This is a genomic window from Kitasatospora sp. NPDC058406 (assembly GCF_042722765.1).
Taxonomy (GTDB): Bacteria; Actinomycetota; Actinomycetes; order Streptomycetales; family Streptomycetaceae; genus Kitasatospora.
This window is the reverse complement of the sequence record NZ_JBHXKE010000010.1, coordinates 1-15,065: the sequence shown is the minus strand read 5'-3', so window position 1 is coordinate 15,065 and position 15,065 is coordinate 1. Positions and strand designations below refer to the sequence as shown.

General features: G+C 74.6%; 15 protein-coding genes. 8 read left to right on the top strand and 7 right to left on the bottom strand.

Annotation, left to right across the window (positions count from 1 at the left end; all coding sequences use genetic code 11):
- Window positions 1–80: 80 nt before the first annotated feature.
- Window positions 81–1,151 carry a DUF6081 family protein gene (locus tag ACFWOG_RS03680; RefSeq protein ID WP_355405460.1) on the bottom strand — a complete coding sequence of 357 codons (1,071 nt, stop codon included), beginning with the start codon at window positions 1,149–1,151 and terminating at the stop codon, window positions 81–83.
- Window positions 1,152–1,352: 201 nt separating this feature from the next.
- Between ACFWOG_RS03680 and ACFWOG_RS03675 the strand changes: the two genes are divergently transcribed.
- From ACFWOG_RS03675 to ACFWOG_RS03665, 3 genes are read left to right on the top strand one after another with little or no spacing between them, the layout of a single operon-like run.
- Window positions 1,353–2,345: a pseudouridine-5'-phosphate glycosidase gene (locus ACFWOG_RS03675; RefSeq protein WP_380354377.1), complete on the top strand. Its 993-nt coding sequence runs from the start codon at window positions 1,353–1,355 to the stop codon at window positions 2,343–2,345.
- Entirely contained in the window at window positions 2,342–3,031 is a 690-nt protein-coding gene (locus tag ACFWOG_RS03670; RefSeq protein ID WP_329885101.1) for an HAD family hydrolase, read from the top strand. The genes ACFWOG_RS03675 and ACFWOG_RS03670 overlap by 4 nt, the downstream gene beginning before the upstream one ends.
- A complete protein-coding gene (locus ACFWOG_RS03665; protein WP_380354374.1) occupies window positions 3,028–4,059 on the top strand; it encodes a DUF6081 family protein in 1,032 nt (343 codons plus the stop codon). Before ACFWOG_RS03670 ends, ACFWOG_RS03665 begins: the two co-directional genes overlap by 4 nt.
- Before the next feature lie 230 nt (window positions 4,060–4,289).
- Here the strand turns inward: ACFWOG_RS03665 and ACFWOG_RS03660 are convergent, their stop codons facing one another.
- Both ACFWOG_RS03660 and ACFWOG_RS03655 read right to left on the bottom strand, forming a co-directional pair.
- The gene (locus ACFWOG_RS03660; protein ID WP_380354371.1) at window positions 4,290–5,393 is read right to left on the bottom strand and encodes a hydrolase; all 1,104 of its coding nucleotides are present in this window, start codon (window positions 5,391–5,393) and stop codon (window positions 4,290–4,292) included.
- A 163-nt stretch (window positions 5,394–5,556) separates the two neighbouring features.
- Window positions 5,557–7,068: an MFS transporter gene (locus tag ACFWOG_RS03655; RefSeq protein ID WP_329885104.1), complete on the bottom strand. Its 1,512-nt coding sequence runs from the start codon at window positions 7,066–7,068 to the stop codon at window positions 5,557–5,559.
- Between the two features lie 79 nt (window positions 7,069–7,147).
- Between ACFWOG_RS03655 and ACFWOG_RS03650 the strand changes: the two genes are divergently transcribed.
- The 3 genes from ACFWOG_RS03650 to ACFWOG_RS03640 all read left to right on the top strand — a co-directional run bounded on the left by ACFWOG_RS03650 (window position 7,148) and on the right by ACFWOG_RS03640 (window position 9,205).
- Complete coding sequence (locus tag ACFWOG_RS03650; RefSeq protein WP_380354368.1) at window positions 7,148–7,639, top strand: MarR family winged helix-turn-helix transcriptional regulator; 492 nt, start codon at window positions 7,148–7,150, stop codon at window positions 7,637–7,639.
- A gap of 105 nt (window positions 7,640–7,744) precedes the next feature.
- On the top strand, window positions 7,745–8,692 hold the full coding sequence (locus tag ACFWOG_RS03645; protein WP_380354366.1) for an NAD(P)H-binding protein: 948 nt from the start codon (window positions 7,745–7,747) through the stop codon (window positions 8,690–8,692).
- 60 nt (window positions 8,693–8,752) lie between these two features.
- Window positions 8,753–9,205 carry a nuclear transport factor 2 family protein gene (locus tag ACFWOG_RS03640; RefSeq protein ID WP_329949474.1) on the top strand — a complete coding sequence of 151 codons (453 nt, stop codon included), beginning with the start codon at window positions 8,753–8,755 and terminating at the stop codon, window positions 9,203–9,205.
- 176 nt (window positions 9,206–9,381) lie between these two features.
- On the opposite strand, the gene ACFWOG_RS03635 is transcribed toward ACFWOG_RS03640, so the two are convergent.
- From ACFWOG_RS03635 to ACFWOG_RS03625, 3 genes are all read right to left on the bottom strand, one after another.
- A complete protein-coding gene (locus ACFWOG_RS03635) occupies window positions 9,382–10,329 on the bottom strand; it encodes a 3-hydroxyacyl-CoA dehydrogenase NAD-binding domain-containing protein (RefSeq protein ID WP_380354364.1) in 948 nt (315 codons plus the stop codon).
- Window positions 10,326–11,138, bottom strand: a complete 813-nt coding sequence (locus ACFWOG_RS03630; RefSeq protein ID WP_355405468.1) for an AfsR/SARP family transcriptional regulator — start codon at window positions 11,136–11,138, stop codon at window positions 10,326–10,328. Before ACFWOG_RS03630 ends, ACFWOG_RS03635 begins: the two co-directional genes overlap by 4 nt.
- Window positions 11,139–11,257: 119 nt before the next feature.
- Window positions 11,258–11,863 carry a response regulator transcription factor gene (locus tag ACFWOG_RS03625; protein WP_329949476.1) on the bottom strand — a complete coding sequence of 202 codons (606 nt, stop codon included), beginning with the start codon at window positions 11,861–11,863 and terminating at the stop codon, window positions 11,258–11,260.
- 153 nt (window positions 11,864–12,016) lie between these two features.
- Here ACFWOG_RS03625 and ACFWOG_RS03620 point away from each other — a divergent pair, with 153 nt between their 5' ends.
- Together ACFWOG_RS03620 and ACFWOG_RS03615 are read left to right on the top strand one after the other, a co-directional pair.
- On the top strand, window positions 12,017–13,009 hold the full coding sequence (locus ACFWOG_RS03620) for a beta-ketoacyl-ACP synthase 3 (protein WP_380354359.1): 993 nt from the start codon (window positions 12,017–12,019) through the stop codon (window positions 13,007–13,009).
- Window positions 13,006–13,494 (top strand): flavin reductase family protein, encoded by a 489-nt coding sequence (locus tag ACFWOG_RS03615; RefSeq protein ID WP_329885112.1) that lies wholly within the window; start codon window positions 13,006–13,008, stop codon window positions 13,492–13,494. The genes ACFWOG_RS03620 and ACFWOG_RS03615 overlap by 4 nt, the downstream gene beginning before the upstream one ends.
- On the opposite strand, the gene carB is transcribed toward ACFWOG_RS03615, so the two are convergent.
- The coding region (carB, locus tag ACFWOG_RS03610; protein ID WP_380354356.1) for a carbamoyl-phosphate synthase large subunit at window positions 13,458–15,065 on the bottom strand (1,608 nt) is incomplete at its 5' end. The genes ACFWOG_RS03615 and carB overlap by 37 nt on opposite strands.

The window sequence follows — 15,065 nt, the reverse complement described above, 5'->3', positions numbered from 1 at the left end:
CCTCCGGGCGGCGGTCCTCCGGCCCTCCGGCACGCGGCCGGCCGACGGAAGGGGCGCCGGGCGGACGGCCAGGACGGGCGTTACCGCACGTACCGCATGTCGAACGAACGCACCTTCAGCGTCACACCCTGACCCCAGAGCCGGTTCTGCTCCAGGCTCCGGTCGTCGAGGAAGGTCTGCGGCGCCGGCGCGCCCTGCGACGGCTTGTAGTAGAAGTTCTCCTCCTTGCCGAGGCGGACCAGCCCGCGCTTGTCCCGGTCGCGCACACCGCCGGCGCCGTCCAGCAGGTTCCCGGTGCCGAGGCCGCACTGCACCGAGGTCGCCCGGACCTGCTCCGGGGTGCCGCCGTGGTCCAGCCGCAGGTACTTGCGGTCGAACGCCGGCGTCCCGATCCGGTCGGTGGACAGCACGTTCCTGCCGTTCACCAGCCAGGTGACCCGCCGGCCGCCCTGGTCGAACTTGATCTGGAGGTCGTCCGTCCGGCCCGGGGTGCGCTTGGCCACCGGGACGGAGTAGTGGTACGAGGCGTAGGTGCTGCCGGGGATCGGCAGCCGCTCGTACACCGCGTGGATCTCGCCGTTGGTGACCGTCAGGTTGGCCACCGTGTGGGTGGTGTGGTCCACCGAGATCAGCGTGGCACTGGCCAGCCGGGGATCGGTCTGCGGATCGGACACCGCCCGGCCGAACGGGTGCTGGTCGACGTAGTCCGACCGGACCGACACCTGGCTGGAGCAGACCAGCGCACCGGTGTCCGGGACGGGCACGCCGTTGGCGGAGGACTGCCGCGGCTGCGCCACCCACTTGAGGTGGTCGCCGGTGCCACCGCCGAAACCGGTGGCGTTCTGGTCGGTCGTCGCGGCGAACGCCGGCCGGCCGGTGACCGGGTTGGTCCCGGTCGGCACCACCGTGATGCCGCGCCGGCCGGCGGTGATCACACCGTCGCCCTGCGGCAGCACCGCGCCGGTCGCGGTCTTCGACGAGCCCAACTGCCAGGTCTGCGCCGAGTCGAAGCCGTCGCGGAACTCGTCGTGGAAGAGGACCTGCCCGGGCCTCCCCGCCGCACCGGCGTCCGCGACGGCTGTCCCGCCGGCCCCGGCCACGCCGGCCATCGTCATCGCGACGCCGATCGCCGCCTTCACTTTCCCGTTCATCGCGTCTCCCTGCGCATTCGACAGAGCACCACAGAGCACTTCCGAGCTTCCGAGCACCTCGGGTGGTGCGCCGCACACTCTGGCCGCGCTCCCTCGAATTCCGGTCGAACCGCCGTCTCCACGCCCGCTCGACCACTGCTCCAGCCGCCCCGGACAGGCTGCCCGAGCCCATGATGACCAGCCCCTGTCCGGAAGGAGGCGATGGCCGTGGACCAGCTCCTTGCCATCACCGAGGAAGTCGGCACCGCACTGGCCGAGCGGCGGCCGGTGGTCGCGCTCGAATCGTCGCTCGTCACCCACGCACCGTCCGTCGACGCCGCCCTCGCCATCGAGAAGGCCGTCCGGGACGGCGGCGCCGTGCCCGCCACCATCGGCATCCTGGACGGCCGGCTGCTCGTCGGCCTCGACGCCGACCAGATCGAACGGCTGCGCACCACCGCCGGCGTGCCCAAGGTCAGCGCCCGCGACATCGGCCCGGTGCTGGCCGGCGGCGGCCCCGGCGCCACCACCGTGGCCGGCACCATCGTCATCGCCGAGCGGGCCGGCATCCCGGTGTTCGCCACCGCCGGGATCGGCGGCGTCCACCGCCGCGCGCAGCAGACCTTCGACATCTCGCCGGACCTCCTCCAGTTCACCCGCACCCGGATCACCGTGGTCTGCGGCGGAGCCAAGAGCATCCTGGACGCCCGGCTCACCGCCGAGTACCTGGAGACGGCCGGCGTCCCGGTGCTCGGCCACGGCACCGACCGGCTGCCCGGCTTCTACGCGCGGGCCACCGAGGTCCCGGTCCGCCGGGTGGACGACGTCCGCCAGGCCGCCCGCGCCGTCCTGGCGCACTGGGAGGTCAACGGCGGCGGCACGGTCCTGCTCACCACCCCGGTGGCCGAGGAGGACGCGTTGGACGCCGAGGTGATCGAGACCGCCATCGTGCGGGCGCTCGCCGAGGCGGACGCGGCCGGGGTCACCGGAAACGCCGTCAGCCCCTTCCTGATGAAGGCCGTCTCCCGGGTCACCGGGGGACGCACCGCGAAGGCCGGCCGGTCCCTGCTGCTGAGCACCGCGCGGCTGGCCGGCGAGCTGTCGGTCGCCCTGTCGGCCCTGGCCGGGAACGAGCAGCAGGCGGGCACGCGGGTGGCCGCGCAGCACGCCGGCGCGCGGCCCGCGTACGAGCAGGCGGCGGGGGAGTGGCGGTGACGGCCGGCGTCCTGTTCGATCTCGACGGCACCCTCGCCGACACCCCGCAGGCCATCGCCACGCTGCTCACCGCCGTCCTCGCCGAACGCGGCGTGCACCCCGGCGCGGACGCCGTGCGCGCGACCGTCGGCCTGCCGCTGGAACCGAGCCTGGCCCGGCTGCTCGGCCGGCCGGCCGATGGCCCGGAGGTGGCCGCCGCCGCCGCCGACTACCAGCGGCGCTTCCGTGCGCACCTGACGGCCACCGGCGCGGCCCTGCGCTACCCGGGGGTGGCGACCGGGCTGCGCCGGCTCGCCGGGGCGGGGCTGCGGCTCGCGGTGGCCACCTCCAAGCCACGCGGGGCGGCCGAGAAGATCCTCGCCCTGATGGGCGTCGCCGACGCGTTCGCCGTGGTCGCCGGCCACGACAGCGTCGAGCACGGCAAGCCGCACCCGGCGATGGCCCGGTACGCGGCCGACCGGCTCGGCCTGTCCGCCGAGTCCTGCGTGGTGGTCGGCGACGGCGTCGCCGACGTGGGCATGGCGCGTGCCGCCGGGATGCGCGTCATCGGCGTCTCGTACGGCGCGGCCACCGCCGCCGAGCTGACCGCCGCGGGCGCGGAGCGGGTCGTCGACTCCTTCCCCGAGGTCGTCGACCTCCTGCTCGCCCCGGCACCACCGACCGACCGACCCGAGGAGCCGCGATGAACCCCCCCGCCCGCCCCCCCCCCACCCCCGCCGAAGCCGCCGTCCCCGCCGAGGCCGCCGAGCTCTGGCGGGACGACTTCCGCGACGGCCTCTCCGCCACCGGGCCGGACGCCCGCTGGCGGTACGTCCAGGCCACGGCCGAGCTGATCGCCGACGACGCCGACGCCACCATCACCGGGGACGGCCTGCGCCTGGTCTCCCGGGGCCGCAACGCGGCGACCGGCGAGCCGGCCTTCACCCGGACGGTGCCCAGCGAGCGCGGACAGGCCGGGGTGGTGCCCGGATTCGCCGACCATGCCAAGTGGATCGCCTATGTCAACCGCACCGCGGCCTCCGGCTTCCAGGGCTTCGAGGCCGAACCGGGCCGGGTGCTCTCCGTCTCCGCCACCGTCTCCGGCCGCACCTACGGCACCGCGGGCCACCCGTTCGGCGACGCGGTCCGCGACCCCGAGGACGACCTGAGGCTGGGCGGCGCCATGCTGAACACCATCGACCCGGAGACCTCGGTCGCCTTCGACTTCATCCTGACCAACCGTCGGCTCTACGCCTTCTACGGCCGGACCAACTTCGCCCGCCGCCACCTCGGCCCGTACGGCTCCTTCGCCTGCACCGTGCCGCTGCTGGACCGCACCCCGGACGACCGCCACCGGGTGCGGATCTCCTACGACCGGGGCGCAGGCGTGGTGCGCTGGCTGCTGGAGGACGAGGAGGTGCTGCGGGTCGACCGGATCGGTCTGCCGCTCGTCCGGGAGACGCTCACCCTCGACGAGGGCGGCGAGCTGACGGTGGTCGAACCGCGCCAGCTCAGCTTCGGGATGGGCCTGCTCAGCCTGCTGGACGGCTCCTGGCCGACCGGGCGCGGCCTGGTCCGCCTCTCCCGGGCGACCACCTACTTCCGCCCCGACGCGGGCGAGCCGCACGAGCAGACCTTCGTCGACGAGGAGAGCCGGGAGAGCAGCCGGCTCTTCGGCCAGGGCGCCGAACTGACGATCGGCGGGTACACCGTCACCGACGGGCCCGTTGGCTGACCCGGCCCGGCCGGAGTGCCGGAGGGGGCTGCGGGCGGATGCCCACAGCCCCCTCGCGGCGTTCCGTCTGCGGCACTGCGGCACTGCGGCACTGCGGCACTCCGTGGTCCCGCGTCCGGCGTCCGGTGTCGGGCAACCGGGTGGGCGGTCGCCCGACCACCGGTCGCCCGACCACCCCGTGAGGCGCGGCGACCCGCCGGTCCGCGGTACCCGCAGGCCCGCCGGGTCCGTCAGCCCGCCGCGTACGTGACGAGCTCCGCCGTCGCGAAGCGGTGGGCGGCCGGCTCCCACTGGAGGACGGCGTGGGTGGCGCCGGTGGTGGCGTCCCGCCAGAACCGCTGGAACGGCGCGTCCTCCTGCAGCGCACCGGTCCCGGCGGTCCGGGCCAGCCCGTTGACCGCGGCCAGCAGCAGCTCCACGGCGGCCGCCTGGTCGCGCTGCGCGCGGGCCCCGCTCCACTCGTCCCGGGCGCCCCGGTCGGCGTCCTCGGCGGCCCGGGCCAGCAGCAGCGCGGCCGCGTCGGTCTCGGCGGAGGCCAGGGCGAGCGCGGACTCGGCGGCGGCCGAGGGCTTCCGGCGGGCCGCGGCGGCGGACCAGGCGGACAGCGCCCCTCGCACCGCCCCCAGCACGGGTCCGGCGAAGGTCAGCCCGCTGACGTCGCGCAGCGGCACGGTGAGGGGGGCGGGCGCCTCGCCCGCCGGGCGCCCGGTCAGCAGCTCGGCGTGCCCGAAGGTGTGTCCGACGGGCACGTGCACCGGGTCCAGGACCAGCGTGTGGCTGCCCGTCCCGCGCATGCCGACGGTCCGCCAGGTCTCCTCGACCCGGTAGGCGGAGCGGGGCACCAGCAGGAAGCGCGGCTGCCGTTCGTCCGGCGCGCCGTCGGGCACCGGGACCGAACAGGCGAGCAGGGCGGCGTCGGAGGAGTCCACGCCGCTGACGTAGGACCAGCGGCCGGAGAGCCGCCAGCCGCCGTCCTCAAGGACGGCCGTCCCGGCAGGCACCAGCGCGCCGGCCACCAGGGTGTCCGGGCCGTCCGCCCAGAGCGCGCGCCGGCCCTCCTCGGGCAGGAACCCGGCCATCCTGCCGAGGGTCGAGGCGATCGACGCGCACCAGGCGGCGGACGGGTCGTGCCGGGCGAGTGCGGAGACGGCGTCGAGGCAGGTGCCGAAGCCGCCCTCGTCGCCACCCCACCGGGCGGGGACGAAGTGCCGGGCGAACCCGGCCTCCCGGACGGCCTCGACGACCTCGGCCCCGAGCCGGTACTCGCGTTCGGCCCGGTCCGCGTGCGCCGAGGCCGCCCGGCACACCTCGGTCAGATCGGAATGCTCCTTCACGGCGGCACTTCCCTCCGGTGGGACGGTGGAGAACGGTGGAGAAGCGCAGCCTCGCGGCGTCCGGTCGAGGCCGGCTGGACCGCCGGTCGGGCGGCCGGCGGGTCGGCAGGTCGACAGATCGACAGGCAGGGAGCGGGGTTCGGGTGGCCGGGGGTTCGGGCGGTCAGGTCCGGGTGGCCTCCGCGTCGGCGCCGTCCGGCCGGCCCGGCTGCGTCGTCGAGGCCGGCGGCCGGGGCTGCTGCTGCGGGGGCCGGGCGGCCATGAAGACCAGACGGCCGCCGGGCAGGATCATCGCGGCGGGGGCGGCCAGCAGGTAGAGCCCGACGACGACCAGCAGGCCGGTGGCGGCGGAGCGGATCGGCGGGTGGCCGTCGTCCAGCAGGCCGAAGTAGACGGTGCCGAGCAGCGCCACCCCGGAGGCGGTGCCGATCTGGATGGCCGTGTTGACCAGTCCGGCCGCGGCGCCCACGTGATGGCCCGGGGTCTTCGCGAGGACGGTGGCGATCAGCACGCCCGAGGCCATCGACATGCCGACGCCGCCGATCAGCAGGCCCGGGATCAGCTGCCAGGAGTGCAGTCCGGTCCCGTAGCGGACCACCGCGAGCGTGGTGAGGCCCATGCCCAGGGCGAGCACCACGCACCCGACCACCGCGAGCGGACGGCCGAGCTGGCGCAGCCTGGTGGCGAAGGGGGAGAAGAGGCCGACGCCGACGGCGGCCGGGACCATGGTCAGCGCGGTGTGCAGGGGGGTGAAGCCGACGGTGCTCTGCAGATGGACCGTCAGGATCACCGGGTAGGCGGCGCCCGCGAAGAACAGCACGGCGACGGAGAGCCCGCCGAGGGCGGCCCGCTGGCGCAGCAGTGCCGGGTCGATCAGCGCGGTGTGGCCCCGGGCGACGACCGTCCGTTCGTAGCGGCCGAAGAGCCAGAGCAGCACCGGGCAGGCCGCCATGACGGCGAAGGTCCACCACGGCCAGTCCAGGGTGCGGCCCTCGACCAGCGGGTAGAGCAGGGCGAGCACCGCGACGCCGGCGATGGCCAGGCCGCGGGCGTCGATGGTGGAGGCGTGCTCGGAGCGGGAGTCCCGGCAGAGCAGCACGGTGCCGATCAGCGCGGCGATGCCGACGGGCACGTTGACGAAGAAGATCGGCCGCCAGGTGAGGCCGAACAGGTCGGCGTCGAGCAGCAGGCCGCCGAGCAGCGGGGCGCCGACGCCGCCGATCGAGAAGGTCAGGCCGTAGACGGTGGCGGCGCGCTGCTGCTCGCCGGGCGGGAACTCGACCCGGAGCATGGCGAGCACCTGGGGCACCATCAGGGCGGCGGAGGCCCCCTGGAGGATCCGGACGGTGACCAGCATCTCGGGGTTGACGGAGAGCCCGGTGAGCAGCGAGGTGAGGGTGAAGGCGATCAGCCCGGCCTGGAAGACCTTCAGCCGGCCGTAGCGGTCTCCGAGCCGGGAGGCGGTGATCATGCCGGAGGCGAAGGCGATGGTGTAGCCGGCCATGGCCCATTCGAGCTGGGTGGAGGAGGCGTCGAGCTCGCGGCGGAGCGTGGGTAAGGCGACCTGGAGGACCGTGCCGTCGATCAGGTCCATCACGGTGGCCGCCATGGTGACCACCAGGGCCGCCCAGCGACGTGGGCTGTACTGCGGGGATGCGGGCCGGGGCTCGGGCATGGAGCGCCCCTTCCGGTACTGTGTGAGAAGCCGACAGGAGACTTTGCTTTGAAAGCAAAGCTATGGGGAGGGGTGGAGGATGTCAACGGAACAGGTGTCCGACGCCTCGTCCGCGCACGGGCTCAGCACCGACGAGGCGATCCGCGCGATGCTGCTCCTCATGCCGCGCGTGGCGGCGCGGCTCAAGCGCACGCCCGTGCCCGACCGGCTCCAGTCGATGAACCTGGCGCCCCGTCACCTGTCGATGCTGTCCTACCTGCTCTTCGACGGGCCGATGCCGGTGAACCAGCTCGCGGCGCGCCTGGAGGTCGCCCCCACCACGGTGAGCCTGATGGTCAGCGACCTCACCCGGCAGGGAGTCGTCGAACGGCTGGCCGATCCGGCCGACCGCCGTCGCACCATCGTCAGCATCACCGAGGAGCCCGCCACCCGCGAGGCCATCGAGCGCTGGCTGGCCAACGGGGCCGACGCCTGGCGCAGGGCGTTCGAGCCGCTCGCCCCCGGGGACCGGGCGCTGTTCGTCCGCACCATCGAGGCCTACGAGAACGGCGCCTCCCGCCCCCGCCCGTAGGTCCGGCACCGGCGGCCGAGTCCCGCTGGAGCGTTCTTCGAGCCCCGCACGCTCTGCTGGTCGCCGGGGCGGCACACCGCCGCCCACGGACCGCAGGGAGGCGGCATGCCGAGGAAAGTACTGGTCACCGGGGCCACCGGGACGGTCGGGAGCCATCTGGTGCGCCGTCTGCTGAAGGACGGCGCGGAGGTCCGTGCCCTCGTCCGGGATCCGGAGCGGGCCGCGGCCCTGCTGCCGGCCGGGGTGCACCTCGCCCCGGGGGACCTCACCGACCCGGCGGCGGTCCGCGCCGCGCTCGTCGGGGTCGAGCGGGCCTTCGTCCTGCTGGCCGACGACGCCGGCGCCGCGGTCGCCGAGGCGCTGCGCGACGTGCCCGGAGGCGGTCCGGAGCACCTCGTCCTGCTCTCCGCGGCGGCTCCCGCCGCCCCTGCGGCCCCCGCCGCGCAGGCTGCCGAGGCGCAGGAGGACCCGACACAGGACGCCCCGACGCAGGACGCCCCGGTGCCGGACAACCCGCTGTTCCGCAAGCACCGGCAGGGCGAGGCCGCGCTCGCGGTCACCGGCCGGCCGGTCACCGTGCTGCGGCCGGGCCCGTTCGCCTCACTCACGCGGCAGTGGATCCCCGCCGTGCGCGGCGCGGGGGTGATCGGCGCCGTCCACCCGGACCTCGCGCTTCCGGTGGTCGACCCGCGGGACATCGCCGACGTCGCCGCCGCCGTCCTCGCGGGCCCCGCCCCCGCCCCCGGACCGCTGGTCCTCTCCGGCCCGCAGGCCCTGGACACCCACGAACGGGTGCGGATCCTCGCGGAGGTGACCGGCCGTCCGCTGGCCGTCCGCAGGCTGAGCGCCGAGGCCTGGGTGCGACTGGCCGGCGACCGGCTGCCCGAGGCCTACGCCCGCGCGCTGCTCGGCGTCGAGGAGTACCTGCGCCGGGTGCCGCCGCCGCTGACGGGCACCGTCCAGGAGTACACGGGCCGCCCGGCCCGGCCGTTCCGCGCCTGGGTCGAGGACCACGCGGCCGAGTTCCTCCAGACCGTCTCCAGGACGGGTTGAGCCCGCCCGGCGAGGGTGGCCGGGACCTTCCACGAACCGTTCCTACCGAGGAGGAAGCTGGTGGAGACCACCACCCCCGTGGCGAATCCGGCCCGTACCGGGCTCTACGCCGAGGTGCAACTGTTCTACGCCCGCCAGATGCAGCACCTGGACGCGGTGCGGGCCGAGCCGTTCGCGGCGACCTTCGCGGCGGACGGCGTGTTCGACCACTCGCCGGACGCACCCGCCGTCCGCGGCCGGGCGGCGATCGCCGCCGAGGTGCGCTCCTACAACGATCGCCGGTTCGCCCAGGACCCGGTCCGGCGCCGGCACTGGTTCAACATGCTCGACGTCCGCGAGCAGCCCGACGGCAGCGTGCACACCGAGTTCTACGCCCTCGTCGTGACGACCCGGCCCGGGCAGTTCCAGCCGGTCATCGCGCCGAGCTGTGTCGTCCGCGACGTCCTGGTCCGTGAGGACGGTGAACTGCGCACCCTGGAACGGCGGGTGACCCAGGACCACGCCTCGTTCTGATCCGGGCACCCGGGCCGGGCCCACGGGCAGGGCACACGGGCGGGGCTCCCGGCCGTCACGGCCGGGAGCCCCGTCGTCACTCGGTCCGCCCGCCCCCGGGGCGTCGCCCCGGGCCGGTGCCGACGGTCGGCGCTCCCTCCCGCCTCCCGTTCGGCACCGGCGTGCGGCGCGCGTCCTCAGCCCTCGCGTGCCCGGGCCGCCGCCGCGATGACCGCGTTCTGCCCACGGTCGCGCCGGGCGGCCAGCTCCTCGTACGGCACCGCCCCGAACGACGCGTCGGCCTGCGCCAGGATGGTGTCGACGGTCTCCCGGTCCACCGGCGGCGAGCCGAGCAGCGACCAACTGCGCTCCAGGCCGCTGCCCAGGTGCTCCAGCCAGTGCCGCAGGCCGCCGGGCCCGCCGCCCAGGTGGAAGGCGTGGAACGGGCCCACCACGGCCCACCGGGAGCCGATCGAGGCGGTCACGACCTCGTCCAGCTCGTCCACCGTCACCACGCCCTCGCGCACCAGGTGGATGCTCTCCCGCAGCAGGGCCGACTGCAGCCGGTTCGCCACGAAGCCCGGCACCGCGCGGCGCAGCACGACCGGTGTCTTGCCCAGCCACCGGTAGAACTCCACCGCGGCCCCGACGATCGAGGGATCGGTGTCGCGGCCGGCCACCACCTCGACCAGCGGCACGATGTGCGGGGGGTTGAACGGGTGGCCGACCAGGACCCGGCCGGGGGTGTCGAGCCCGGCGCCCAGGTCGTCCGGCAGCAGGGTCGAGGTGGAGGAGAGCAGCAGGGCGTCCGGTGCTGCCGCCGCCGCGACCTCGGCGAACAGCCGCTGCTTGAGCGGGAGGTCCTCCGGTGCGTTCTCCTGCACCACGTCGACGCCTGCCACCGCGCCGGCGAGGTCGGGGGCGAAGACCAGCCGGGCCGCCAGCTCGTCGGGGTCGGCCGGTCCGTCGGGCAGGGAGGCCGCGTACAGCGGCAGCGCCGCCGTGACGTGGGCGCGGGCGTCGGCGCGGGTGCTGCTGATCCGCACCTCCAGCCCGCGTGCGGCGAACAGGGCGATCCAGCCCAGCGCGATCGTGCCGGTGCCGATCACCGCCGCGCTGCGGTAGGTCGTCGGACGTGCGGTCACCGCGCCACCTCCAGGGCGAATTCGGGCAGTTCCGGGTGGGCCGGCTCGGGGGAGCCGCCGAGGACCAGCTGGTGCAGCCGCTGCACCCGGCGGGAGGGCTCGACCCCCAGTTCGCCGACCAGCGCGCCGCGCAGCCGCTGGTACGTCTCCAGGGCCCGCCAGGTGTGGCCGGAGCGGTAGTAGGCGACCATCAGCTGGGCGGAGAAGTTCTCGTGCAACGGGTGACGGGCCGTCAGCATCCGCAGTTCGCCGAGGATCTCGGCGTGCCGTCCGAGCCTCAGGTCCGCCTCCACGCGCAGTTCCATCGCCCGGGTGCGGGCCTCGTCCATGCCCAGGACCTCGGTCTCCAGCACGGGCCCGACCGGGACGTCGGCCAGCGCCGGGCCGCGCCAGAGCCGCAGCGCCCGGCCGAGCGCGTCGGCGGCCCGGTGGGCGTCCCCGGCGTCGAGGGCCGCGCTGCCCTCGGCGGTCAGCCGGTGGAAGGTCCGTAGGTCGGAGTCGTGCACGGCGCCGGTCAGCTGGTAGCCGCCGAGGCGGGTGGCGAGCACCTCCTTGGCCGTCTGCGGCGTGCCGGCCGGCAGCGCGGCCGCGATCCGCCGGCGGAGCTGGAGGACGTAGGTCTGTAACGTCGTCTGGGCGCTCCTCGGTATTCGGGCCCCCCAGGCCTCCTCCATCAGTGTGGGGACCTGGACCAGCCGGCCCGCCCGAAGTGCGAGCAGCGCGAGCAATTGTCGCGGCTTTCCGGCACTCGGCACGATGAAGTTTCCGTCGATTCGTATTTCCAGCGGCCCCAGAACACTGATGTCCATACGTGCGCCTCCATGGAAATCTCGGTTTCCTCGAGTGTGGCACGAGGAACTGAGGGAGCCCTAGTGATGATCTCACGGGCGGTCTGTGAATTTCTCATACCGGGGCCGTGCACGCACCGTCAGATCATGCCCGATTCCCGGGCAATCCGGACGGCGTCGACCCGGTTGCGGGCGTCCAGCTTCTGGACGACCGCGGTCAGGTAGTTGCGGACCGTTCCCACCGACAGGTGGAGCTGGCGCGCGATCTGCCGGACGTCGTCGCCCTCGGCGGCCAGTCGCAGCACCTCGACCTCGCGCGGGGTGAGCAGTCCGTCCACCGGAGTGGAGAAGCTCAGTGCGAGCTGCGGATCGACCACCCGCTCGCCGGTCATCGTCCGGCGGACCGCGGCGAACAGCTCGCTCGGCGGTGCGTCCTTCAGGAGCAGCCCCGTGCCCGGCAGCGCGAGCGCCCGCCGCAACACGGTCGGATGGCTCAGGCTGGTGAGCAGCAGCACCCGGCAGTCGGGTACGTACGACCGCAGCTGCGCGGCGGCGGTGAGGCCGTCCTGCCCCGGCAGGTTGATGTCCAGGATCGCCAGGTCGGGCCGGACCTCCAGCGCGGCCGGCACCACGGCGTCGCCGCTGCCGACCTCGGCGACCACCTTGACGTCAGGTTCGAGTTCGAGCAGCGCCACCAGTGCGCCGCGTACCATCCGTACATCTTCGGCGATGAGCAGCCGGATCACCGAGTCCCCCTTTCCCCGTTCGCAGCCGTCCCTCGGTGTGACGGTGCGTCAGGTGAATTGTAGGGCCGCCCAGCGAGCCTCAAGGGCTTTTCCAGCGTCGATTGTGAGGATCGCCTCGCCCGCATCGTGGACGCGAAATGGAGAACCGAAGTGGTGAACGCGAGGAAACGCCCAATACGCGTCGCCGGCACGGGGCACAGCGGAATACAGGGGGTCGGTGGCTACCGGCCCCGCCGCCGCGTCGACAATGCCGAGCTCTGCCGGAGCATCGACTCCACCCCCGAGTGGATCGAGACCCGCAGCGGAATTCGCCGGCGCGGATTCGCGGGCCCCGACGAGACGCTGCCGGTGATGGCCGTCGCGGCCGCCCGGCAGGCCCTCGACCGGGCCGGGGCGCGCCCCGCCGATCTCGACCTCGTCCTGGTGGCGAGCATGTCCAACCTGGTCCAGACCCCGGCGCTGGCCGCCGTGGTGGCCCACCGGCTGGGCGCCGGCGGCGCCGCCGCGTTCGACCTGTCGGCGGCCTGCGCAGGCTTCTGCCACGCCCTCGCGGTGGCCTCCGACACGGTGCGGACCGGCGGCGCCCGGCGGGTGCTGGTGATCGGGGCGGAGCGGATGACCGACATCGTCGAGCCGACCGACCGCACGAGCGCCCTGCTCTTCGCGGACGGCGCCGGCGCCGTCGTGGTCGGCGCGGCCCGTTACCCCGGCATCGGCCCGGTGGTCCGGCGCTCCGACGGCGCGTACGCCGACGCCCTGCGGATGACCGCGCCGTGGGCCGGTGACGAACGGCCCTGGATGCGGATGGACGGCCGCCGGGTGTTCCGCTGGGCGATGGAGGAGGTGGCGCCGGCCGCGCTGGCGGCCCTCGACGCGGCCGGCCAGTCGGTCGCGGACCTCGGCGCCTTCGTCCCGCACCAGGCCAACCTCCGGATGACCGAGTTGATGGTCGAGCGCCTCGGCCTGACCGCCGCGACCACCGTCGCCCGCGACGTCGTCGAGACCGGCAACACCTCCGCCGCCTCGATCCCGCTCGCGCTGGAGGCGCTGCTCGGCGAGGGCACGGCGGCGAGCGGGGACACTGCGCTGCTGGTCGGCTTCGGGGCCGGTCTCAACTACGCGGCGCAGACGGTGGTGCTGCCGTGACCGGCCGGACGGTGACCCGCGACGACCTCCGCGCCGCGATGGCCCGGACCGCCGCCGGCGTGGTGGTGGTGACGACCCGGGGGAGCGACGGCGCCCCGCAGGGCCTCACCGCGACCTCGTTCTGCTCGGTCTCGCTGGAACCGGCCCTGATCCTGGTCTGCGTGGCCGAGACGGCCGGTGCCTACAAGGCGCTCGCCGGCTGCGAGGAGTTCGCGGTGAGCGTGCTCCGCCGGGAGCAGTCCGCCGTGGCGACCCGGTTCGCCACCCGCGGGGCCGAGAAGTTCCGCGCGGCGGACACCGAGCCGACGCCCCGGGACCTGCCGGCCGTGGCCGACGCCCTCTGCCAGCTCGACTGCGCGGTGTACGACCGGCACCCCGCCGGCGACCACCTGATCCTGGTCGGCGAGGTCACCGCCGTCCGGCTCGCGGACGGCGGTGACCCGCTGGTCTACGCGGACCGGTCGTACCGGACGCTCAGTTCCTGAAGCGGGGTCACCGTCATGGCGGTCGCCGACTGGAGGGCCTCGATCGCCAGCACGGCGGCGCCCATGGCCTGCACGGTGGTCAGGCAGGGCACCGAGCGGGCGACGGCGGCGGTGCGGATCTCGTAGCCGTCGAGGCGGCCGCCGGTGCCGTACGGGGTGTTGACGACGAGGTCGATCTCGCCGTCGTGGATCAGCCGGACGACGGTCCGCTCGCCGTTCGGGCCCTCGCCCTCGTCGTGCTTGCGCACCACGGTCGCGGGGATGCCGGCATGCTGGAGCACCTCGGCGGTGCCGGCGGTGGCGAGCAGGTCGAACCCGAGGCCGACGAGGGCGAGGGCGGGCAGCACGATGTCCCGCTTGTCGCGGTCCGCCACGGACAGCACGGCCCTCCCCTTGGTGGGGAGGGCGCCGTAGGCGCCGGTCTGGGATTTGGCGTAGGCGGTGCCGAAGACCTTGTCGATGCCCATGACCTCGCCGGTGGAGCGCATCTCCGGGCCGAGGACGGTGTCGACGCCGCGGCCGTGGACGTCACGGAACCGGCTCCAGGGCATCACCGCCTCCTTGACCGCGATCGGCGCGTCCGCGGGCAGCGTGCCCCCGTCGCCCTCCGCCGGGAGCAGCCCCTCAGCGCGTAGTTCGGCGACGGTGGCGCCCAGGGAGATGCGGGCGGCGGCCTTGGCGAGCGGGACGGCCGTGGCCTTGGAGGTGAACGGCACGGTGCGCGAGGCGCGGGGGTTGGCCTCCAGGACGTAGAGGATGTCGCCGGACAGGGCGAACTGGATGTTGATCAGTCCGCGGACGCCCACGCCGCGGGCGATCGCCTCGGTCGAGGTCCGCAGGCGCTTGATGTCGTGGCCGCCGAGGGTGATCGGGGGCAGCGCGCAGGCGGAGTCGCCGGAGTGGATGCCGGCTTCCTCGATGTGTTCCATGACGCCGCCGAGGTAGAGCTCGGTGCCGTCGTAGAGGGCGTCGACGTCGATCTCGACGGCGTCGTCGAGGAAGCGGTCGATGAGGACGGGGTGTTCGGAGACGAGACCGGCGTGGCGTTCCAGGTAGGAGGCGAGGGAGGTCTCGTCGTAGACGATCTCCATGCCGCGTCCGCCCAGCACGTAGGAGGGACGGGCCAGGACCGGGTAGCCGATCTCGTCGGCGATGGCCTTCGCGTCCTCGAAGGAGAACGCGGTGCCGTGCTTGGGGGCGGGCAGGCCCGCCTCGCGCAGGACCCGGCCGAAGGCGCCGCGCTCCTCCGCGAGGTCGATCGCCTCGGGCTGGGTGCCGGCGATGGGCACGCCGTTGTCCTTCAGGGCCTGGGCCAGGCCCAGCGGCGTCTGGCCGCCGAGCTGGACGATCACCCCGGCCAGCGGTCCGGCCTGCCGCTCGGCGTGGACGATCTCCAGGACGTCCTCCAGGGTGAGCGGCTCGAAGTAGAGCCGGTCGGAGGTGTCGTAGTCCGTGGAGACGGTCTCCGGGTTGCAGTTGACCATCACCGTCTCGTACCCGGCGTCCGACAGCGCGAAGGAGGCGTGCACGCAGGAGTAGTCGAACTCGATGCCCTGACCGATCCGGTTCGG

Coding starts and splice junctions, on each gene's coding strand:
- ACFWOG_RS03665 (WP_380354374.1), top strand. CDS start 3,028: ATGAACCCCCCCGCCCGCCCCCCCCCCACCCCCGCCGAAGCCGCCGTC.
- ACFWOG_RS03680 (WP_355405460.1), bottom strand. CDS start 1,151: ATGAACGGGAAAGTGAAGGCGGCGATCGGCGTCGCGATGACGATGGCC.
- ACFWOG_RS03645 (WP_380354366.1), top strand. CDS start 7,745: ATGCCGAGGAAAGTACTGGTCACCGGGGCCACCGGGACGGTCGGGAGC.
- ACFWOG_RS03675 (WP_380354377.1), top strand. CDS start 1,353: ATGGCCGTGGACCAGCTCCTTGCCATCACCGAGGAAGTCGGCACCGCA.
- ACFWOG_RS03650 (WP_380354368.1), top strand. CDS start 7,148: ATGTCAACGGAACAGGTGTCCGACGCCTCGTCCGCGCACGGGCTCAGC.
- ACFWOG_RS03630 (WP_355405468.1), bottom strand. CDS start 11,138: ATGGACATCAGTGTTCTGGGGCCGCTGGAAATACGAATCGACGGAAAC.
- ACFWOG_RS03655 (WP_329885104.1), bottom strand. CDS start 7,068: ATGCCCGAGCCCCGGCCCGCATCCCCGCAGTACAGCCCACGTCGCTGG.